The sequence below is a fragment of the Methylibium rhizosphaerae genome, assembly GCF_006386545.1.
GTDB classification, from domain to species: Bacteria; Pseudomonadota; Gammaproteobacteria; order Burkholderiales; family Burkholderiaceae_C; genus Pseudorivibacter; species Pseudorivibacter rhizosphaerae.
Genome location: NZ_SWAR01000006.1, coordinates 29,864 through 51,622, shown reverse-complemented (window position 1 = coordinate 51,622; position 21,759 = coordinate 29,864). Strand labels below are relative to the sequence as shown.

General features: G+C 69.0%; 16 protein-coding genes and 1 riboswitch. Of the genes, 7 read left to right on the top strand and 9 right to left on the bottom strand.

What is annotated here, in order from left to right:
- The first annotated feature begins 8 nt into the window (after positions 1–8).
- Both E8D38_RS06750 and E8D38_RS06745 read left to right on the top strand, forming a co-directional pair.
- Positions 9–1,520, top strand: coding sequence for a YifB family Mg chelatase-like AAA ATPase (locus tag E8D38_RS06750; RefSeq protein WP_140627168.1), 1,512 nt, complete (start codon positions 9–11; stop codon positions 1,518–1,520).
- Between the two features lie 53 nt (positions 1,521–1,573).
- Positions 1,574–2,062, top strand: coding sequence for a copper chaperone PCu(A)C (locus E8D38_RS06745; RefSeq protein ID WP_246099383.1), 489 nt, complete (start codon positions 1,574–1,576; stop codon positions 2,060–2,062).
- 75 nt (positions 2,063–2,137) lie between these two features.
- On the opposite strand, the gene E8D38_RS06740 is transcribed toward E8D38_RS06745, so the two are convergent.
- The 4 genes from E8D38_RS06740 to metH form a co-directional block, all read right to left on the bottom strand.
- Positions 2,138–2,851: a glycine zipper 2TM domain-containing protein gene (locus E8D38_RS06740; protein ID WP_140627164.1), complete on the bottom strand. Its 714-nt coding sequence runs from the start codon at positions 2,849–2,851 to the stop codon at positions 2,138–2,140.
- 136 nt (positions 2,852–2,987) lie between these two features.
- Complete coding sequence (locus E8D38_RS06735) at positions 2,988–4,526, bottom strand: DUF1501 domain-containing protein (protein ID WP_140627162.1); 1,539 nt, start codon at positions 4,524–4,526, stop codon at positions 2,988–2,990.
- 25 nt (positions 4,527–4,551) lie between these two features.
- Entirely contained in the window at positions 4,552–6,339 is a 1,788-nt protein-coding gene (locus E8D38_RS06730; protein ID WP_246099382.1) for a DUF1800 domain-containing protein, read from the bottom strand.
- 215 nt (positions 6,340–6,554) lie between these two features.
- Positions 6,555–9,299: a methionine synthase gene (gene metH / locus E8D38_RS06725; protein WP_140627159.1), complete on the bottom strand. Its 2,745-nt coding sequence runs from the start codon at positions 9,297–9,299 to the stop codon at positions 6,555–6,557.
- 79 nt (positions 9,300–9,378) lie between these two features.
- Positions 9,379–9,451, bottom strand: a riboswitch (S-adenosyl-L-homocysteine riboswitch).
- A gap of 93 nt (positions 9,452–9,544) precedes the next feature.
- Between metH and E8D38_RS06720 the strand changes: the two genes are divergently transcribed.
- The gene (locus E8D38_RS06720; RefSeq protein WP_140627157.1) at positions 9,545–10,087 is read left to right on the top strand and encodes an OmpA family protein; all 543 of its coding nucleotides are present in this window, start codon (positions 9,545–9,547) and stop codon (positions 10,085–10,087) included.
- 11 nt (positions 10,088–10,098) lie between these two features.
- Here the strand turns inward: E8D38_RS06720 and E8D38_RS06715 are convergent, their stop codons facing one another.
- The 5 genes from E8D38_RS06715 to E8D38_RS06695 form a co-directional block, all read right to left on the bottom strand.
- Entirely contained in the window at positions 10,099–11,157 is a 1,059-nt protein-coding gene (locus E8D38_RS06715) for a homocysteine S-methyltransferase family protein (RefSeq protein WP_140627155.1), read from the bottom strand.
- Between the two features lie 50 nt (positions 11,158–11,207).
- Entirely contained in the window at positions 11,208–13,361 is a 2,154-nt protein-coding gene (locus E8D38_RS06710; protein WP_140627152.1) for a putative bifunctional diguanylate cyclase/phosphodiesterase, read from the bottom strand.
- A 259-nt stretch (positions 13,362–13,620) separates the two neighbouring features.
- Positions 13,621–15,936 (bottom strand): ATP-binding protein, encoded by a 2,316-nt coding sequence (locus tag E8D38_RS06705; protein ID WP_140627149.1) that lies wholly within the window; start codon positions 15,934–15,936, stop codon positions 13,621–13,623.
- Positions 15,937–16,062: 126 nt separating this feature from the next.
- Positions 16,063–16,344, bottom strand: a complete 282-nt coding sequence (locus E8D38_RS06700; protein WP_140627443.1) for a BTH_I0359 family protein — start codon at positions 16,342–16,344, stop codon at positions 16,063–16,065.
- 105 nt (positions 16,345–16,449) lie between these two features.
- Positions 16,450–17,577 (bottom strand): DUF3108 domain-containing protein, encoded by a 1,128-nt coding sequence (locus E8D38_RS06695; RefSeq protein ID WP_181178960.1) that lies wholly within the window; start codon positions 17,575–17,577, stop codon positions 16,450–16,452.
- A 63-nt stretch (positions 17,578–17,640) separates the two neighbouring features.
- Between E8D38_RS06695 and E8D38_RS06690 the strand changes: the two genes are divergently transcribed.
- The 4 genes from E8D38_RS06690 (at position 17,641) to E8D38_RS06675 (ending at position 21,744) form a co-directional block, all read left to right on the top strand.
- Complete coding sequence (locus E8D38_RS06690; RefSeq protein ID WP_140627145.1) at positions 17,641–18,627, top strand: fumarylacetoacetate hydrolase family protein; 987 nt, start codon at positions 17,641–17,643, stop codon at positions 18,625–18,627.
- Positions 18,628–18,879: 252 nt separating this feature from the next.
- Positions 18,880–19,860 (top strand): porin, encoded by a 981-nt coding sequence (locus tag E8D38_RS06685; protein WP_140627143.1) that lies wholly within the window; start codon positions 18,880–18,882, stop codon positions 19,858–19,860.
- 93 nt (positions 19,861–19,953) lie between these two features.
- Complete coding sequence (locus E8D38_RS06680) at positions 19,954–20,949, top strand: TraB/GumN family protein (protein WP_181178959.1); 996 nt, start codon at positions 19,954–19,956, stop codon at positions 20,947–20,949.
- Positions 20,950–20,994: 45 nt separating this feature from the next.
- On the top strand, positions 20,995–21,744 hold the full coding sequence (locus E8D38_RS06675) for a PhaM family polyhydroxyalkanoate granule multifunctional regulatory protein (protein WP_140627139.1): 750 nt from the start codon (positions 20,995–20,997) through the stop codon (positions 21,742–21,744).
- Positions 21,745–21,759: the final 15 nt, after the last annotated feature.

Sequence of the window (21,759 nt, the reverse complement as noted above, 5' to 3'; positions counted from 1 at the left end):
CCTTCGTCATGTCCCTTGCCGTCGTCCACAGCCGCGCCCTGGACGGGCTCCATGCGCCCGAGGTCACCGTCGAGGTGCATCTGGCCAACGGCCTGCCGAGCTTCACGCTGGTGGGCCTGGCGGACACCGAGGTGAAGGAAGCCCGCGAGCGGGTGCGGGCCGCGCTGCACAACAGTGCGCTCGAGTTTCCGCACAACAAGCGCATCACCGTCAACCTGGCGCCGGCCGACCTGCCGAAGGAGTCGGGCCGGTTCGACCTGCCCATCGCCCTGGGCATCCTGGCTGCGGCCGGCCAGATCGATGCCGCCCGGCTCGGCGACTTCGAGTTCGCCGGCGAGCTGTCGCTGGCCGGAGACCTGCGGCCGGTGCGCGGCGCGCTGGCCCTGGGGCTCGCATTGCAGCAAGGCGCCGGGCGCCGCACCCTCGTATTGCCCGAGGAGAGCGCGCGTGAAGCCGCGCTGGTCGAAGGCCTGAAGCTGTGCGGCGCGCGGCACCTGCTCGACGTGGTGCGCGCGCTGCAGCCCACCGACCCCGAACCGCTGCAGCGCACGCCCGCGGCAGCGCCGCCGGCCCGGGCGAGCGGGCTGAACCTGCGCGACGTCAAGGGCCAGGTTGCCGCCAAGCGCGCGCTCGAGATCGCGGCGGCGGGGGGGCACAGCGTGCTGATGGTCGGACCGCCCGGCACCGGCAAGTCGATGCTGGCGCAACGCTTCGCCACGCTGCTGCCGCCCATGACCGACGAGGAAGCGCTGCAGTCGGCGGCCGTGCTGAGCCTGGTGGGCGACTTCGACGCGCACGGCTGGAAGACCCGCACGGTGCGCTCGCCGCACCACTCGGCATCTTCGGCTGCACTGGTGGGCGGCGGCTCGCCACCGCGGCCCGGCGAGATCTCGCTGGCACACCACGGCGTGCTCTTCCTCGATGAACTGCCCGAATTCCCGCGGGCGGCGCTCGAGGCGCTGCGCGAACCGCTGGAAACCGGCCGCATCACGATCTCGCGGGCGGCGCGGCAGGCCGAATTCCCGGCCCGCTTCCAGCTCGTGGCGGCGATGAACCCCTGCCCCTGCGGGCATGCCGGCAGCAGCCTGCGCGCCTGCCGCTGCTCGCCCGACGTGATCGCGCGCTACCAGGGGCGGCTGAGCGGCCCGCTGCTCGATCGCATCGACCTCCAGGTGGAAGTGCCCGCCGTGGCGCCCGAGGTGCTGGCCGCGGCGCCCGCCGGCGATGCAAGCGAGCAGGTGGTCGAGCGTGTGGTACGGGCACGCGAACGGCAGCATCGGCGCCAGGGACGCGCCAATGCAGCGCTCGAACCCGCGGAGATCGACAGCCACGTGCGGCTGGAACCGTCAGCCGTGCAATTCCTCCAAGCCGCATCCACCCGGCTGGGCTGGTCGGCCCGCGGCTACCACCGGGCCTTGCGCATCGCCCGCACCGTGGCCGACCTCGCCCAGGCCGACAGCATCGAGACGGCACACGTGGCAGAAGCCATCCAGTACCGGCGCGTGCTGTCGGTGCAATAGTCCTCCGCTCCTCGTACCTCTTCATGACCATGCAACGTCCCTCCCCCCGCTTCATGTCTTTCGCGGCCGCCGTGCTGCTGTGTGCCGCCCCGGCCTTGACCTTCGCCCAGCCTGCCTCTCTGGTGAAGGTCGAGAACGCCTGGCTGCGACCGGCGGTGGCCGGGCAGTCCGGCACCGGCGGCTTTGCACGCATCACCAGCGACAAGGGCGCCACGCTGGTGGGCCTGGCTTCGCCGGCCGCCGGCGTGGCCGAGATCCACGAGATGGCGATGGAAGGCGACGTGATGAAGATGCGCGCCGTCGAATCGCTGCCGCTGCCCGCCGGCAAGCCGGTCGAGCTCAAGCCGGGTGGGCATCACCTGATGCTCATGCAGTTGAAGCAGCCGCTCACCGCAGGCAGCACCGTGCCGGTGACGCTCAAGCTCAAGGGCGCCGACGGCAAGCTGATCGAACAGCGCGTCGACTTCAAGGTCTCGGCCACCGCGCCCGCGGCAGCCCCGGCCGCAGGCAGCCAGGGCCACGACCACCAGCACAAGCACTGAGGCTGCGCGCCCCAATGACAAACGGCCCTCGCACGCGAGGGCCGTTTGCCGTGGAACGCCGCAAGCCGTGCCGGCTCAGGCCCCCATGTCGGACGACTTGGTCTTCCAGGTGCGGGGCGCATCGCCTGCGGCGCCCTGCGATTCGCTCACCGCGCGCAGCGCTTGCCCGTCGAGGGTGACGCGCTGGCCGACCGCGGGTGCCTGCCGCTGGGTGGTAGTGCGCAGTGAACCATCGTCCATGCGCACCTTCACGCTATAGACGGTTTCGGAGCGGGCGCGCTTTTCGATCTCGTGGCCGGCCAGCCCGCCGCCCACCGCGCCCACCACCGTCATGGCCTTGCGGCCGTCGCCCTTGCCGACCTGGTTGCCCAGCAAGCCGCCGACCACGCCGCCGGCCACGGCGCCCAGCCCCGTGCCCTCGCCCTTCTTCGTCACCGGGGTCACCGACTCGACCACGCCGCAGGTGGCGCACACACTGACCGCCGGCTGCATGTGCCGGGTGTCCGGGTAGCTGTTGTTGTGTCCGGCAGCGGCCTCGCGCTGCGCACTGCTGCCGCCTGCCTTGGGAGTCTTCGCGGTCTTGCCGGCAGGCGCCGCGGGAGCCGTGTTCTCGGCCACTGCAGCTGGCGTTTCGGGTTCGGAGCCGGAGCGGTTCATCACCAGGGCAGAAGCCAGGCCGGCGATGGTGAGCAGCAGAGCCCCACCCACCAGCCAGACGGCACGCGGCAGCGCGCGCCAACCTTGCTGAGGCATCGCGGTCGCTGAATCGAGAGGTTGGGGGTTGTTCATCTGGAAGGTCCTTTCGTGTTGTTGTGGCCGGCGCCTGCAAGGCTTGCCGGCCGCCCACATTCAACGCGACAAGTCGCAAACGGAAATCAGCCGTCCGGTCGGAGATGTAACTGCCGGTCACGCCAGGCGGCCGCGCTCACGTCATGAAACCAAGGTTGCGACTGCTGGCATTCCAGTTGGCGAGGTTCGGAAACAGGTCGAGCAGTTGACCGTCGGACAGACCGAACCAGCGGCCGAGCGTCGCGGCGTACTGGTCCACCGAAACCGCAGGCAGCATGGCGCCGTTGCCGATCTGGTCGGGGCTGTTGTCGAAGTCGTTGTTGTTGGCGTTCTTGGTGCCGAGCACCGGGAAGGCGCCGTAGAGGTCGCCGCCCCGCACGGCACCGCCCATCACCATGTGATGCGACCCCCAGCCATGGTCGGTCCCGTCGCCGTTGCTGGTGAAGGTCCGCCCGAAGTCCGACGCGGTGAAGGTGGTCACCTGGTTGGCCACTCCCAGCGCGGTGAGGACGTTGTTGAAGTACTGCAGCCCATGGCCCAGCTTTGCGAGCAGATCGGCAAGGCTGCGGTTTTCGTTGCCGTGGGTGTCGAAGCCGCCCAGGCTGACGAAAAACACCTGGCGGGTCGCTCCGAGCGCCGAACGCGCGGCAATGGTGCGGGCCACCACCTGCAGTTGCTGCGCCAGCGAGTTGAAGGCCGCGGTGCCGGTGAGCGGATTGTTGTATCGCAGCAGCGGATCGTTGATCACGCTGTAGCTGGCGCTGCCGGCCGGTGGCGTACCGTAGGGCGCCTGCCCGGCGGCCGGCAAGGCGCCGGACAGCAGCGCCTCGGCATCCATCGAGCGCGCCACCACGGCCGCGTGATCGCGCTCCATCAGGTGGCCGCTTTGCGGCGTGCGGACGATGCTGCGCAGCTTGCTGAGCACGGTGGGCGAGTTGAAGAGCGTGGTGCCGGTGCCGCCCACGCGAATGGCGCCGTTGCCGCCCACCTGGTACTGCAGCACGCTGCGCCCGGCCGACCACACCGCGTTGCCGGAGGCGGAAATGCTGCTGAAGATCCGGTGCTGGTTGCCGCTGGCGAGCAGGTCAGCCATGCGGCCGCCCCAGCCGGCCGTGGCGCCTTCGGGGGCGTAGGCCTGCCAGGTGGACTGCTGGTCGTTGTGCGAAAAGAGCTTGGGCGGCTTCGGGAAGCTGGAATTGCGGTAGTCGGCCTTGGTGGTGGGGCGGACCAGCGGACCGACGTTGGGCACGATGGCCAGCCGCTGCGCGGCGAACAGGTCGCGCACGGCGCCGAGCATCGGGTGCACGGCGAAGCTGCGGCCCTGCGCGTTGAGCGGGCTGATCGGCAGCACACCGCCCAGGCGATCGAGTGAGCCGAGCGCGGCATCCGGGTTGGGGGCCACGACCGCCGCGCGCAGCGCGATCGGGTCTGGCGCCTGGTTGCGAACCGCGATGTAGTTGTTCCAGGAGGCGGTGTCGGTGGGCAACACCACGTTGTAGGTGTCGCAGCCGCCGTAGAGGAACAGGCACACCAGCGCCTTGTAGTCGCCTGCGTTCTGCGCGGCCGCAGTGCCGAGCGCAGCGAGGTTCAGCGCAAACGGCGCCCCGGCGGCACCGACGACGGACAGCGCGCTCGCCTGGCGCAGGAATTCGCGGCGGGAAGTGTTGAGTGTCATGGCAGGCCTCGCGCGCAGGGATGGGTCATTTCTGGACGATGAACTCGGGCGACGCGAGCGTGAGGAAGGCCGCCGCCTGCACCCGGTTGCGCCTGGCGGCATCCACCTGCGACTGGTTGCTGCCGTCGGCACGCAGGGCCGGCACGTTGATCGATTCCACCGCCTGCACGATGTCGGCTTCGAGCGCGCTGCTCATGCGCCCGCCCAGCAGCAGCTCGTCCATGCGCTGCACGAGCTCCGCCGGCTTGTCGGACAGCGGCAGTTCGTTGGCCCAGTTCACCTGCACATCGTTGCGAGGCGCGTTGTAGTTGATGCCGCGCCGACCGACCCCGTTTTGCACCACGCTGCGCATGAAGTTCACATAGCCGGCCACCGAGGACTCGTGCGTGATCTGCATCTCCGGGGCGGCAAGGCCCAGCGCGCCCAGTTCGCTGCCGGGCGGCACGTAGCCCGGGCGGTAGAAGTTGAAGACCGAAGGCGAGCGCATTGGCGACTGGCCGAGTTGCGTGCCGGGGTCGTCTGTCGTTTCGATCAACCACCCGCCGCTGTCGGACGCTGCCCCGAAGGCGCGCAGGTAGGCGGTGAGGCGCAGCACCGGCTCACGCAGCTTGCCGAAGCGGTTGCTGCTCGCATCGCCGCGGGCTTCTGGATCGAGCAGCACGGCCCGCACCACCGCGAGCATGTCGCCGCGCACGCCGGCGCCGTTGTTGTTGAAGGTCTGCGCGACGCGGCTCACGTACGCCGGGCTTGGGTTGCTCGTGACCAGCCGCTGGATCAGCTGCTTGCCGATGAAGGGGCCGACGTTGGGGTGCTGGAACAGGGTGTCCATCGCGATGGACAGGTCGCCCGCCGGGTCGGCATCGGACGCCGCCACGGCGGGAATGGTGCGGCCGAGGAAGCGCTTTTCCGATATCGAGTGGAACTGCTTGTAGCCCTGCATCGGCTCGATCGTGCGGTTCGGGTTCACCGGCGTGCCGTTACCGTAAAAGCGCGAATTGCTCGTGTCCGGACCCGCCCAGCTGAAGCCGGTGAACACTTTTGCGAGGCCGGCGATGTCTTCGGCGGTGTAGGTCTCCAGCGGCTTGCCGGCGCCATCGGTCTTGACCGTGCCGTCGAGGTCCAGCTGGTGCAGTCCGATGGAGAACAGCTGCATCACCTCGCGGGCATAGTTCTCGTCGGGGACGCGGCCGGTGGCCGGGTTCTCCTTCTGGTTGCGCAGGTGCGACAGGTACACCCCCATCATCGGGTGGGTGGACACGTCCTGCAGCAGGTTGCGGTAGTTGCCGAAGGCGTGCGTCGCCAGCATGTCCATGTAGCTCGCCGCGCCACGCGGGTGGTCGTTGACGTTGCCGTCCTGCAGCGAGATCACGAAGATCTGCGACAACGCGAAGGCGATGCGCTGCCGCAGCTGGTCCTCGCCGGTGATGGCCTGGCGGTAGAAGCTGTCGAAGATCTCCCGCGAGCCGGCTTCGTCCTCGGGATCGACCGCCTTCAAGGCGGCGTCCGCCGCATCCCAGTAGGCGCGGTGCGAGGTCTGGGGCCGGGCGGCCTGCTCGTTGATCCAGGCGCTGTAGCCGATGCTGCTCACGCGCGAAAGGCTGGCTTCGGTGGGGCCGAAGGTGGCCTGGGTCAGAAAGCCATGGGCCTCGATACGCGATGCGGGCTTGTCGCTGGCGGGCGGCGTGTCGCCATTGCCCTTGTCGGCGCCGCCGCAGGCGGCCAGGGCGATGACAACACACGCAGCCAGCCAATACCGGGCGGCACGCCCCCCTCCACACGCACGCGCAGCGGTGCGATCACGCGCTGTTTCCACGGCCCCTCCAGCGGTTCTTTGTTGATTGACCGCCGGGCGGAAGCAGCTTCTGCGCCATCGGTGCGCAGCCGCCGAAAGCACCGTTGCGCTTGCGAATCAGACCGTTCGTCGGAGCCGGTGCCGACGATTCATGCAGGCGCCGCAGCCACGACGACGACGTCCGTCGCAGTTATGTGCACACGCTTCTTTTGTAAGAGAAGGCAGCGCCGGCCGGTTCAAAGCAGCGGTGCCAGCGCCCGCTGCGCGTCTGCCTGGGCCATGGCGTTGCGCCGGGCCCAGTCCTCGAGCTGGTCGTGACCGATCTTGCCGACGTTGAAGTAGGCGGACTCCGGGTGCGCGAGGTAGAAGCCGCTCACGCTGGCAGCCGGCGTCATGGCCAGGCTGTCGGTGAGGCCCATGCCGATCTCATCGCAGGCGAGCACGCGGAACATCTCTCGCTTGACGGTGTGGTCCGGACAGGCCGGGTAGCCCGGCGCCGGGCGGATGCCGCGGTACTTCTCGGCGATGAGTTCCTCGTTGCTGAGCTGCTCGCCGGCCGCATAGCCCCAGAGCTCGGTGCGCACGCGCTGGTGCAGGCGCTCGGCGAAGGCTTCGGCCAGGCGGTCCGCCAGGGCCTTGAGCATGATGGCCGAGTAGTCGTCGAGATCCTTGACGAACTGCTGTTCCTTCTTCTCGATGCCCAGGCCGGCCGTCACCGCGAACAGGCCGACGTAGTCGGGTTTCACGCCCTTCGGAGCCACGAAGTCGGCCAGGCAGCGGTTGGGCCGCTTCACGCCGTCGACCGCCGGACGTTCGCTCTGCATGCGCAGGCCGTGCCAGGTCATCAGCACTTCGCTGCGCGACTCGTCGGTGTAGATCTCGATGTCGTCGTCGTTCACCGTATTGGCCGGGTAGAGGCCGATGACGCCATTGGCCGTGACCCAGCGGCCCTCGATGAGGCGCTGCAGCAGGCGCTTGCCGTCGCTGAACACCCGCTGCGCCTCGGTGCCGACCACGTCGTCCTTCAGGATCTGCGGGAAGGGGCCGGCCAGGTCCCAGGTCTGGAAGAACGGGCCCCAGTCGATGGTCTGCGCGAGTTCGGCCAGGTCGTAGTTCCTGAACACCCGGCGGCCCAGGAACCTGGGCTTCGCCGGCTCGGCGGCCGCCCAGTCGATGGGGGTCTTGTTGGCACGCGCGGCAGCCAGTGACACGAGCGGCGTGGCCTTCTTGTTGGCATGCTGCTCGCGCACCTTCTCGTAGTCGGCCTTCAGCTCGTCGATGTAGCGCGCGGCCCGCTCGTCGGAGAGCAGGTCGGAGCACACGCCCACGCTGCGCGACGCGTCGGGCACGTAGACCACCGGGCCTTCGTAGTGCGGCGAGATCTTCACCGCGGTGTGCACCCGGCTGGTGGTGGCGCCGCCAATGAGCAGCGGGATCTTCTTCACCCGGAAGTAGTCGTCGCGCTGCATCTCGGCGGCGACGTGCTGCATTTCCTCGAGGCTGGGTGTGATGAGGCCGGACAGGCCGATGATGTCGGCGCCCTCGACCTTGGCCTTGGCGAGGATGTCCTGGCACGGGACCATCACGCCCATGTTGACCACCTCGAAGTTGTTGCACTGGAGCACGACGGTGACGATGTTCTTGCCGATGTCGTGCACGTCGCCCTTCACCGTGGCGATGACGATCTTGCCCTTGGGCTTCACGTCGCCGCCGGCGTCCGCGAGTGCCTTTTTCTCTTCCTCGATGTAGGGCAGCAGGTGGGCCACCGCCTGCTTCATCACGCGGGCCGACTTCACCACCTGCGGCAGGAACATCTTGCCGGCGCCGAACAGGTCGCCCACCACGTTCATGCCGTCCATCAGCGGGCCTTCGATCACGTGCAGCGGCCGGCCGCCCTTGGCGCGGATGGCCTGCCAGGCTTCCTCGGTATCGGCCACTATGAAGTCGGTGATGCCGTGCACCAGCGCATGCGACAGGCGCGCGTTCACGTCGTTCGCGCGCCAGGCCAGCTTGGCCGACTCGTCCTTGGCCGCGCCCTTGGCGCTTTCGGCGATCTCGATCAGGCGCTCGCTGGCATCGGGCCGGCGGTTGAGCACGACGTCCTCGACGCGCTCGCGCAGCTCGGGGTCGAGGTCGTCGTACACGCCCACCATGCCGGCGTTGACGATCCCCATGTCCATGCCGGCCTGGATGGCGTGGTACAGGAAGACGGTATGGATGGCTTCGCGCACCGGCTCGTTGCCGCGGAAGCTGAAGCTCACGTTCGACACGCCGCCGGACACCTTGGCGCCCGGCAGGTTGCGCTTGATCCAGCGCGTGGCCTCGATGAAGTCGACCGCGTAGTTGTCGTGCTCCTCGATGCCGGTGGCGATGGCGAAGATGTTCGGGTCGAAGACGATGTCCTCTGGCGGGAAACCGACCTCGTCGACCAGGATGCGATAGGCCCGCTCGCAGATCTCGGTCTTGCGGGCATAGGTGTCGGCCTGGCCCTTTTCGTCGAAGGCCATCACCACCGTGGCAGCGCCATAGCGCTTGATCAGCCGGGCCTGGTGCTTGAACGGCTCGATGCCTTCCTTGAGCGAGATCGAGTTGACGATGCCCTTGCCCTGGATGCACTTGAGCCCGGCCTCGATGACCTCCCACTTCGAGCTGTCGATCATGATCGGCACGCGGGCGATCTCGGGCTCCGAGGCGATGAGGTTGAGGAAGCGCACCATCGCGGCCTTGCTGTCGAGCATGGCCTCGTCCATGTTGATGTCGATCACCTGCGCGCCGTTCTCGACCTGCTGGCGCGCCACCGACAGCGCCTCCTCGAACTGGCCGTTGAGGATCATGCGCGCGAACGCCTTCGAGCCGGTGACGTTGGTGCGTTCGCCGATGTTGACGAACAGCGTGCCCTCGCCGATGAGCACCGGCTCCAGGCCGGACAGGCGCATCGGGGCAACGGCGGAAGGGGCAGCGGAGGTGGTGGCTTCGGACATGGCACGCATCGATTTCGAACGGGGCCTCGCCGTGTTGCCGCGGCCCACCCGCGGCCGCACGAAGACAAGACAACAGGCGGCAGGGTGAGCGTCGTTGCGAGTCTCAAGCCTGGCGGGGCCTTGCGGCCGCCGTTGCAACGCTCCTTGAGAGAGGCCGCGATTTTAGCCGGGCCGGCCGCGCGGCCCTTACAAGGGTTACACCAACGTCGCTTGCTGCCGCCGCGCGATCGGGATGGAATGCAGCGATGTCCGTGCGCCTGCCCGCCCTTGCAACCGCAGCCCTGTGCGCCGCCCTGCTGGCGGCCTGCGGCAGCGCACCCCCGGCCAAGCCCGGCGCGCCTTCCGAGTCACCCGGGGTGCTGGGCCGCATCTTCGGCCCGTCGCTGGCGCCGCCGCTGGAGGCGCAACGCAAGCGCCTGGCCGACGCGTTGCGTGGCACGCCGGTCACCGTCGAAGGCACCGAGGACGGCCGGCTGCGGGTGGAGGTGCCGCTCAAGTACGCCTTCGACCCGGGGCGCTCGGTGGTGAAGCCGCCGCTGGCGGCCGTGCTCAACGAGGTGGCCGCCGGCCTGAAGCCGCATGCCCAGGCCGAGGTGCGCGTCTCAGGCCCCGCCGACGGCGCCAAGGGCGGCGCGATGCTCGCCCAGGACCGCGCCGCCAGCACACGCGACTACCTCGTGGCGCGCGGCGTGCCGCCCACCCGTTTCGGCGGCCTCGGCCGCGCAAGCGGTGAAGGGGTGGAACTGCTGATCGCCGACCGGGGCACGCCGTCGGCGGCTGCCCGCTGAAAGAAGCCGGCTCAAGCCGCCTGCAGGGCCGAGAACATGCCGGTGCCGCCGTGCTGCGGGCAGCGCGGCTGGAAGCGCCCGACGCGCTGCGCAATGGCGGCGATGTGCTCCGGCGTGGTGCCACAGCAGCCGCCCACGATGTTGAGGAAGCCGGCCTTGGCGAAGTCCTCCATCAGGCCCCCGGTGACGTCGGGCGTCTCGTCGAAGCCGGTCTCGCTCATCGGGTTGGGCAGCCCGGCGTTGGGGTAGCACGAGATGAAGGTGTCGGGCGCGGCCTTGGACAGCTCTTCGATGTAGGGACGCATCAGCGCCGCGCCGAGGGCGCAGTTCAGGCCGACGGCGAGCGGGCGCGCATGGCGCACCGAGTGCCAGAACGCGCTCACGGTCTGGCCCGAAAGGATGCGGCCGGACGCGTCGGTCACGGTGCCCGAGATGATGACCGGCAGGCGTTCGCCGCTGTCTTCGAACAGCTCGTCGATCGCGAAGATCGCGGCCTTGGCGTTGAGCGTGTCGAAGATGGTCTCGACCAGGAACACGTCGGCGCCGCCTTCGAGCAGCCCGGCGCCCTGTTCGTAGTAGGCCGCCTTCAGGGTGTCGAAGTCGATGTTGCGGGCGCCGGGGTCGTTCACGTCCGGGCTGATGCTGGCGGTGCGCGGCGTGGGGCCGAAGGCGCCGGCCACGAAACGCGGCCTGTCCGGCGTGCTGAACTTCGCGCAGGCGGCACGCGCGAGGCGGGCGGCTGCCAGGTTCATCTCGCGGGCCACTTCGGCCAGGCCGTAGTCTTCCTGGGCGACCGAGGTGGCGCCGAAGGTGTTGGTCTCGATGAGGTCGGCCCCGGCCGCCAGGTAACCCTCGTGGATCTCGGTGATGACGTCTGGGCGGGTGAACTGCAGCAGCTCGTTGTTGCCCTTCAGGTCCTTCGGGTGGTCCTTGAAGCGTTCGCCGCGGTAGTCGGCCTCGCCGAGCTTGTAGCGCTGGATCATCGTGCCCATCGCGCCGTCGAGGATGACGATGCGTTGCTTGAGGATGTCGGGCAGCTGCGCCGCGCGGGTGTACGTCTGGGGCTTCATGGGCAGCGATTGTAGGAAGCCGGCCAAACACGCAGCGCGCGTGCGGGGTCTCAGGCGTCGGAGGTGGTGCCCACGCCGCCGAACAGCGAAGGCCGGAACGCCATCGAGCCCGGCGCCTGCGGCGCATCGTCCATGGCCCACAGCGTGAGCGCCTTGGCCGGCATCGGCCGGGCATACAGGTAGCCCTGCAGTTCGTCGCAGCCCAGCTCCAGCAGCAACTCCTGCTGCGCGGTGGTTTCCACGCCTTCGGCCACCACCTTCAGCCCGAGCGCGTGCGCGAGCCGCACCACCGCGTCGACGATGGCGCGCGCATCGCTGCTGTGTTCGAGATCGCTGACGAAGCTGCGGTCGATCTTCAGCTGGCCGGCGGGCATGCGCCGCAGGTACGACAGGCTCGAATAACCGGTGCCGAAGTCGTCGATCGACAGCTGCACACCGGTGGCAGCCAGCCGCTCCAGCGCGCGCAACGTGGGCTGTGCATCGTCCATCGCGACGCTTTCGGTGATCTCGCAGGTCAGCAGGGCGGCGTCGACCCGGTGGCGGTCGAGCGCCTGGCGCAGGCGCCCGGACAGCTCCTCCTGCCGCAGCTGGTGCACCGACAGGTTGATGGAGACGCGCATGCGCAGGCCGCCGTCGAGCCACAGGCGCATCTGGCGGGCCGACTCGTCGATGACCCAGTTGCCCAGCACGCCGATGAGGCCGAAGCGTTCAGCGATCGGGATGAAGACGCCGGGCGGCACCATGCCGCGGGTCGGGTGGTGCCAGCGCATCAGGGCTTCGGCGCCGGTGACCTGGCCGCTCACCCCGTGGATCTTCGGCTGGTAGTAGAGCTCCAGTTCGCCATGGTCGAGCGCGCGGCGCAGATCGCGCTGCAGCTCGACCTGGTCGCGGCTGCCGGCGTCCATGCGCGCCTCGAAGAAGCAGTAGGTGGAGCCGCCGGCGCGCTTGGCTGCGTACATGGCCGCATCGGCATGCGCGATGAGCTTGTGGTGGGAGCCGTGGTCCGGATGGAACACGATGCCGATGGAGCACGACAGGTGCACCTCGCGGTCGCTCAGCACATAGGGCTGGTTCAACGCCTGCAGCGTGCGCTTGGCCACCAGCGCGGCGGCGGCCTCGTCGAGCTGCCCGCCTTCGAGCAGCAAGAGGAACTCGTCGCCGCCCACGCGGGCGACGGTATCGGCCTGCCGCGCCAGGAGGCCGAGGCGGCGGCCCACCTCCCGCAGCACCTCGTCGCCCGAGCCGTGACCGAAGGAGTCGTTGATCGGCTTGAAGCCGTCGAGGTCGACGAACAGCACCGCCACGCGCGTCTGCTCGCGTTCACACCGTGCCACCGCGTTGCGCAGGCGGTCCTCGAACACCAGGCGGTTGGGCAGGCCGGTGAGCGGGTCCTTGAAGGCGATGCGCTGCAGCTCCTCGTTGGCGCGACGCAGCGAGGCCGCCATGCGCGAGTGCGAGCTTTGCATGCGGGCATCGAACACCGAAGCGATCAGCGCGATGGTGAGCAGCGCCGTGGCCGCCAGCGCGACCAGCACGCCCAGGGCTCCGCCCGCGAGGTCGCCGGCGCTGCGGCACACGCTGCCGGCCGCGAAGTGAGCGGCCGCCATGCCGGTGTAGTGCATGCCGGAGATCGCGCCCCCCATCACCAGCGCGGCACAGGCCTGCCAGGCCAGGCTTTCGTGCTCGGAGCGGGTACGCAGCCAGAAGAAGATGGAAAGCGCCACCGCGGACGCGCCGACGGCGATGCCCGCCGAGGCGGCCACCAGCCAAGGGCTCCACACGATGCCCGGCTCCATGGCCATGGCCTGCATGCCCAGGTAGTGCATCGCGCAGATGCCGCCGCCCATGACGAGCGCGCCTCCCACCAGGCGCCAGGCGGTGAGCCGCCGGCGGCCCGCGATGGCGAGCGCCGCGCCCGAGGCCGCCACCGCCGCGGCCCACGAGGCAAAGGTCACGAGGTAGTCGTAGCCGATCGGGATGGGCAGCCGGAAGGCCAGCATGCCGATGAAATGCTCGGCCCAGATGCCGGTGCCCATGGCGAGCGAGCCGCCCAGCAGCCAGGCACGGGCCACCGAACGATCGGCAGAACGCACGCGCTTGGCCAGGTCCAGGGCCACGAAGGAGGCATACACCGCGATCAGCACCGAAGCCACGACCGTGAGCGGGTCGTAGCCGGGCACCAGGAAGGCGGCCGCGGGCGTCATGGTGCGGTCGCAGCGGCCATGCCCGCGCCCTGCCCGGCGCGCGCCAAGGCACGACGACGGGCCCCGGAACCGGCGGGCGGCGACACGACGAAGCTAAGGGGCATGGGCGGTTATCGACGCTTGTGCAGGGCACTTGACCCACAGGGTCGTGAGGGATGCCGCACAGGCGGCGCGAAGCCCCGGTTTGTAGCCGCGGTGACGCGACTTTTTGCACGCCGCGCGGCGGCACCCCCTCAAACAGGGGCGTACCGCCGGCGGGTCAGTGCAGGAATCCCATGCCCCGGCGCTGGCGCACCTCGGGCTTGACGCGGTGCTCGGCCTCGAGCTGCGCCAGGAATTCGTCCGCCGTCAGCACGGCCGCCAGGATGTCGGCCTGCCGGCGCACCGCGGCGAAGTCGCCGGGTGTGAGCAGGTCGAGCGCCGAAAGGCGCTTGCGCTGGTCGGACGAGAGCGCCTGCACGTCGGCACCGGCCAGCGCCTCGGCGGCGAACATGCGCTCGCGCTGCGGCGCGGACAAGGGCTTGAAGCGGATCTTGAAGGTGAAGCGGCGCAGCGCGGCTTCGTCGAGTTCGTCGAACAGGTTGGTGGTGCAGACGAACACGCCGCTGAAACGCTCCATGCCCTGCAGCATCTCGTTCACTTCACTGACCTCGTAGTTGCGCTCGGCCATGCGGCGGCTGCGCAGGAAGCTGTCGGCCTCGTCGAGCAGCAGCACCGCGCCTTCGCGCTCGGCGTCCTCGAACATGCGCGCCATGTTCTGCTCGGTTTCGCCGACGTACTTGCTCATGACGTCGGACGCCTGGCGCACCTGCAGCGGCCGCTGCAGCGATGCCGCGATGTGCTCGGCCAGTGCGGTCTTGCCGGTTCCCGGCGGGCCGTGAAAGCACAAGGTACCGCCCTGCCGCCTTCGCAGGGCCTCGATGATGCGCGGCACCTCGAAGCGGCTTTCGACGTTGAGCAGGCCGAGGTCGTAGTGGGTGACCACGGCTCGGGCGCCGCGCTGCGCATGCATGCCGAGCGCCTTGTCGGCATTGGCGAGCTGCCGCTCGATGAGCGCCTGCGCGGTTTCGCCCTCGGCGCCGGCCAGCTTGGCGAAGCGCGCTGCGGTGCGGATCTGCGCCGGGGTGAGGCCCTGCCGGCCGGCCAGCCGCCCCACCAGTTGCTGCGACACGCTCACCCCTTCGAGCGCCCGCGCGACGATGGCCTCGCGCGCGCCCGGCGGCGGCGAGGTGAGCTCGAGGTGGTACTGGAAGCGCCGGCGGAACGCCGGGTCGATCTGCTCGATGCGGTTGGTGACCCAGATCACCGGCACCGGGTTGGTCTCGAGGATCTGGTTCACCCAGGCCTTGCCGCTCACCGAGCCGGAGACCGTGCCTTCGCCGGTGTCGAGCCGCGCCATCAGCTGCGCGGTGTCGGTGGAGATCGGCGGGAACACGTCTTCCACCTCGTCGAACAGCAACGCGACCTTGTGGCTGCCCTTCAGGAACACCTGGCTGATCTGCAGCGAGCGGTAGCGGTCCCGCCCCGACAGCGAATTGCCATCGCGGTCGGCGTATTCCACTTCGTAGAGCTCGAGCCCGGCCGCCTCGGCCACCACCTTGGCGAGCTCGGTCTTGCCCGTGCCCGGCGGGCCGTACATCAGGATGTTCACGCCCGGTTCCTTGTGCGCCACGGCGTTGCGCAACAGCGCCACCAGCATGCGTGCGTCCTCGGCCACGAAGGAGAAGTCGGCCATTGCCAGTTCGGTGCGGCTGGCCGGCCGGGTGAAGACCGCCATCAGCTCGGACTGGTCGCGGTATTCGCGCATCAGCACCGGCGGCAGCTGCTCGCTCACCTTCATGAGGTCGGCCAGGTCGGTGATGTTGTGCTCCGAGATGAGGTTCTCGACCATGCCGATGCGCTCGAGCCGCGAGCCGGCCCGCAACGCCTCGGCGACCTCCTTCTCGTCGACCCCCGCCACGTCGGCGATGGCGGCGAACGCCTCCTGTGCGTTCGAGACCTTGAACTCGACCAGCAGGCCGCGCAGGTCGCGCTGGTAGCGCGCCAGGGTGCCGTACAGCAGCAGCGCACGCTCGGCCGGGTTGAGCTGCAGCAGGCCGGCGAGCGAATCGATGTTCTTCTCGACGAGGGTCGATTCCTTCTTCAGGTTGCGGGCCAGCCATTCGCAGGTGGCGCCCAGCATCACCATCAGGTCCTTGGCCTGGTCCTTGATGTATTCGTCGATGTAGAAGAACAGCGTGCCTTCCTCATAGGGCCCGCGCCAGGCCGCAAACCGCGCGATGAAGGCGTCATGGCTCAACGCCTCGTGGCCGGCCCATTGCGCGTTGCCGCGCACGCGGCGCACCAGGAATTCGCGCAGCCGCTCGAGCACCGACACCGGCCACACCAGATGCCGGCCGGTCAGCGACAGCAGGCTGTTCCAGTCGCGGCGCAGGTTGAAGCGCCCGGCGCTCTTGAGGGTGAGCGTGAGCACGAAGTGCGAGCACATGCGGTCGAGCACCGGCGCCTCGGACAAGCCGGGCGACAGAAGCACTCGCGTTTCCTGATGGCGTTTGACCACGCAGCGTCTCCGCATGTGCCCCATGACGGAACCAGGGGTTGCGGGCGATCTTGGCGCAGCCGCGCGCGCCCGGCAAGCCCCGGGCAAGCACGCAGTCGGCGAAGACGCGAAGCGGGAGACGCGCGGCGCCGCCTGGGGCGCTCAGTGGAGGACGACGGGCTGCTGGGCCAGGTTGGCGAAACGAGCGACGTAGGCATCGAGCTCGTCGACGTCGGGAGACGTCTCGATGAGGGCTTCGACGCCCTCCTTGAAGCTCTGGGCCAGCGCCCCTTCGATGAAGATTTCCTTGCGCGCGAACTTGTCCACGATCTCGTAGCCGCCGCGAGTCAGCGCATTGGCGCCGAGTTCGGCCTCGTCCACTCCGTCGGTCGGTACATCGAACTGCACGACCGCAAAGTTTTCCGAGTTGTACAGCATTTGCATGGAAGGGTTCTCCTTGAGGAGCCTACCTGCGGTCTCCAACGCAACTTTCAAGCCAGACGATGACAGCAGCTTCGGCATTAGTCACCCCCGACTTGAGCGGTGGGTTCACGGTGCGCGGAGTTCCTCGCTCAACTGCAGCTCGAAGGGGTCGCCGTTGGTGTCGGTGAGGCGGGCGCGCACCGGCAGGTGGTGGCGGGCCGGATCCAGCCACACCTCGACCTTGGTGTCGTAGGGGCGCCGCGGCTCGCGCAGCAGCTTCAGCACCGGCACCGGGCCGACCGGCAGCGACACCGTTTCGGTGCCCTGCACCCGGAACGACCACACGTCCGCATCGCCCCTCGCGCTGGCGACCAGCAACACGATGTGTTCACCGCTGGCGAGCGACCCGCGCCATGCCTGGGCGATGGCGGCGAGCTGCACCATCCAGCTCACGCGGTCCTGCGCGCCGGGCACCAGGGGGTACTGGGCCGAGGAGCCGGAGAACGTGATGAGCCCGGCGTCGCGCTGGAAGTTCGCGGCCTGTTCGCCGCGCCGGCGCCGCTTGTCGGTATGGCGCTCGGGCGCGAGGCCGGCCGAGTCGAAGCCGCCGCGGCTCACCTGGGTCAGCAAGGTGCCGAGCAGGGGCACCCTGCCCTCTAGCCGCAGCTCGTAGCTGCCGCCGTTGCGCTGCCAGCGCAACTCACCCTCGCCCGCGATGGGGCCGCGGCTCATCACGTAGCGCAAGGTCGTCGAGGGCGGCACGCGGGTCGCATACACCGGAACCTTCTCGATCGGTGGCTTCTCCGGCGCACTGCCGCCGGCCGCAGCCTCCTCCACCTCGACGGTTGCGGGCACCAGCGCAGGCGCTTCGGCGGCGTGCGAAGCCGCTGCCGTGGCAGGCGCCCCTTGCGGCTGCTTCACCACCCGCCGCCTCTTCTCGCTGCTTCGCGCGGCGGCAGCCGCCTGCGGCTCACTCGGGCGACCCTCCGGCGTCGCGGGCTCGCGATGCGGCGGATCGGTTGGCGCAGCCTGTGCCGGCGCTGCGGCCACGGCGACGGGGCGGGTTTCGACCGTCTGGGGCGGCGGTGCGCTCGTCGCCTGCAGGGCGGGTGGGGGCGCGGGTGCGGGGTCGTCGCCCAATCCGCCCAGGAGCGCCAGGTGGAGGCTGACCGCCAGGCCCACGGCCAGCAGGAACGGCACGGCCCGACGCAGCGCCGGGCGCCGGGCTGCACGGTTCTTCTCGGAGTCATTCATTCGTCGCATCGTAATATCGCGCCGCCTCGCCCCCCGTGTCAGCCGGCGCATTGCGTCACTCTCATGAAACTCGCCACCTACAAGGACGGTTCGCGTGACGGCCAGCTGGTCGTCGTCTCGCGCGATCTGAGCCTCGCCCACTACGCCACCAACACCGCCACACGCCTGCAGCAAGTCCTGGACGACTGGAACTTCCTGTCGCCGCAGCTGCAGGACCTGTACGAGACGCTCAACAGCGGCAAGGCACGCCATGCCTTCGCGTTCGATCCGCAGCTGTGCATGGCGCCGCTGCCGCGGGCCTATCAATGGGCCGACGGTTCCGCGTACATCAACCATGTCGAGCTGGTGCGCAAGGCGCGCAATGCCGAAGTGCCCGAGAGCTTCTACAGCGACCCTCTGATGTACCAGGGCGGCAGCGACGACTTCCTCGGCGCCTGCGATCCGGCCGTCTTCGCCAGCGAGGATTTCGGCATCGACTTCGAGGCCGAGGTGGCGGTGGTCACCGGCGACGTGGCCATGGGCTGCACGCCCGACGAAGCGCTAGAGGCCGTGCGGCTCGTGATGCTGGCCAACGACTGGAGCCTGCGCCAGCTCATTCCTGCCGAACTCGCCAAGGGATTCGGCTTCTTCCAGAGCAAGCCGGCCACGGCGTTCAGCCCGGTGGCCGTCACCCCGGACGAGCTGGGTGACGCCTGGCAAGGCGGTCGCGTGCACCTGACGCTGCAGTCGGCCTGGAACGGTCGCAAGGTCGGCATGTGCGACGCAGGCCCCGAGATGACCTTCCACTTCGGCCAGTTGATCGCCCACGTCTGCAAGACGCGCAACGTGCGGGCCGGGTCCATCGTCGGCTCGGGCACGGTGAGCAACAAGGACTGGTCGCACGGCTACAGCTGCATCGCCGAGAAACGGGCCATCGAAACCATCGAGAACGGGCAGCCGTCCACCGAGTTCATGAAGTTCGGCGACACCATCCGCATCGAGATGAAGGGCCGCGACGGCCAGAGCGTATTCGGCGCCATCGAGCAGACGGTGGTGTCGGCTGACCGCTGAGCCTGCCTCTTCTTGCCGGCGGCGATCGGCAAGAAGGAGTGTCGCTGCGTCGCCAGCCGACGACAAACCTTCGGATTCGGCGTGGCCGTACCAAGCAAATGTTGCGTGGACACATCAGTTTGGGCGCGATTGCGGCCGTTTTGCGGCGTTCTACGGTGGAACCCCTAGGGCGTTTCTTATAGTTCCCGCACGCACAAGGTCGCGTGACATGCATCACGCCCGGCGCATCACCACTCGAACCCTCTAGAGGACATGCAAATGAAACGTACTCTTCTCCTGGCCGCGCTGGCCGCTACGGCTGCCACGTCGGCGTTCGCTCAAAGCTCGGTGACCATCTACGGTCGTCTGAACATGACCTTCGAGCGCGAGAAGTTCTCCGGACAGGACGCCGCCAACAACCTGAACAACAACTCGTCGCGTATCGGCTTCCGCGGTACCGAAGACCTCGGCGGCGGCCTCTCCGCTCTCTTCGAGATCGAGCACGGCTTCAGCCCTGACACCGGTACGGCCGCGTCCACGTTCTGGGGTCGCAGCAGCTTCGTCGGCCTGCAAGGTGGATTCGGCAAGGTGCGTCTGGGCAACATGACCAGCGAGGCCTACTACGCCACGGCTGACTACGTCAGCATGCACAACCACGACACGGGTACGTCGGAAGACAAGCTGTACGACTACCTGTCGCAGAACACCGACAAGATCTCGTACAAGACCCCCAGCTTCGCCGGCAACACCATCGAAGTGGCCGGAACCACCCGCGACGGTGGCGTGGGCAACCGTACGTATGACGTGGCCTACAACGGCGATTTCGGCCCCCTGCACGTGGGCGCCGGCTACCAGGACGTGAAGGACGGTCCGAGCGCGCTTGCCGTGCGCGCACTGTACGAGCTGGGTGCCTTCACGCTGGGTGGCTACTACCAGCGCACCATGGGCGAGACGGCGGGCGCGCCGAGCGACAGCGCCAAGCGCAACACCTTCCGCTTTGCAGCCATGTACGCCCTGGGTGCTGGTGAGTTCCACGCCAACGTGGGCTGGGCCGGCGACCGTGGCGGTGTCGACAACACCGGTGCCAAGCAGTACACGCTGGGCTACAACCACAACCTGTCCAAGCGCACCAAGCTGTACGGCTACTACACCCGCCTCGACAACGAGTCGGCCGCTGACTACTTCCTGCCGGCCACGGCCGCCGATGGCACCGACTACTCGTCGTTTGCTTTTGGCATCCGCCACAACTTCTGATCGGCGCAAGCCCATCTCGAAAGCGGCCCCGCGGGGCCGCTTTTTCTTTTGGTCATGTCATGCTTGCCGGCCGAACCATCTGCCCCCTCTGACATGAAGCGCCGTCTCGCTGTGTGCCGCCTCGCTGCCTCCCTGAGCCTGCTTTGCGGGCTGCTGGCTCCCAGTGTGGCGCGGGAACAGTCCGATGCGGCCTGCCCGCCTTCGGCTGTGGCGCCCACGGCCGAGCAGGCGCAGGCCGGTCTCAAGTCCGCTCGCGACCGCGGCTTCCTCTGGCGGCTTCAGAAAGACGGCCGCAGTTCCTGGCTGTACGGCACGCTGCATGTGGCGCGTCTCGAATGGGTGTTTCCAGGGCCGCTTCTGACACAGGCGTTGCGACAGGCGGACACCATCGCCCTGGAGCTCGACATGCTGGACCCGCAGATCCGGGAGCAGCTGCTCACGCCGCCCGCCGGCGCGGAGCCGGTCACCTTGCCGCGAGCGCTGTCGGACCGCCTCATGCGGCAGGTCGAGCGCGCATGCCTGCCTGCGCAGGCGCTCTCGGCACTGCCGCCAGCCCTGCAGGCAGCCACGCTGATGGTGATGTCCGGTCGCTGGGACGGGCTGGATCCTGCCTACGGGATCGACCCGATGCTGGCCGCGTTTGCCCGCACGGCACGCAAGCGCGTCGTCTCGCTCGAGACACCCGAACTGCAGACACGCGCCCTGCTCGGCCGCTCGGCCGCCGAACACCTGCAATTCGTCGAACAGACGCTGGCCGAACTCGAAACCGGTCGCGCACGGCCGGCGCTGCTGCGCATCGCCGACGTCTGGGCCCGTGGCGACCTCGCCGAGATGGAACGCTACGAGCAGTGGTGCGGCTGCATGGAAACGGAAGCCGAGCGAGCGCAGATGCGGCGGCTGCTCGACGACCGGAACATCGGCCTGGCCGAGGGCATCGACCGGCTGCACGGCGAGGGCGCCTCGGTGCTGGCCGGCGTCGGCAGCCTGCACATGATCGGCCGCAACGGCCTGCCGGCGCTCATGGCACAGCGCGGCTACCGGGTCGAGCGCGTGCCGTTCGAACCCGCGCAGCGGGCTGACGCACAATGAGCCCTCGCCTCGCCTGACCACAACGCCCCACAGGAGACAAGCAAGATGACGACTTCGAGCGGCCCCATCGATCAGGCGCTGGCCTTCGGCAAGCTGGTCCCCGGCTTCGAATTCCTGCAGGGCCTGGTGAAGAACGCGGGTGCGGCCCTGCCCAACATCGGCTCCTGGGTGGCTCCGACCTTGAACCCCGAAGAGCTCGAGAAACGCATCGAGGAGTTGCGCACGGTGCAGTTCTGGCTCGAGCAGAACGCCCGCATGCTGGGCGCCACGATCCAGGCGCTCGAAGTCCAGCGAATGACGCTGTCCACGCTCAAGAGCATGAACGTGCCGGTGGATGTGCTGCGCGACTCGCTGACGCTGCGCACGCCGTCGGCTCCCGCAGGCGGCGGCGAGTCACCCGCAGCCTCGGCCAGGAAGCCAGCCGCTGCGCGCGGCAAGGGCAAGGCTGCCTCCGACGCCGCCGGCGCGAGCCTGCCGGTCGGCGCGGTGGACCCGATGCAGTGGTGGGGTGCTCTCACCAAGCAGTTCACGCAACTGGCCGCCACGGCGATGAAGGATGCAGCCACCGACTCGGCGAAGAACCTGGCCAGCAACCTGGTGAAGCAGAGCTTCAGTGCCGCCGAGCAGACGCTCAAGGCCGGCATGGCCCCGGCCAAGAAAGCGGCCGAGGTGGCCGGCAGCGTGGTAGGCGCCGCGGCACGCACAGCGACGCGCAAGGCGGCGCCTGCCCGCAAGGCCGCGGCCAGGCCTGCGGCCAAGTCCACGAAGAACACGGCCGACGGCCGCGGCGACTGACCCACAACCCTGCCG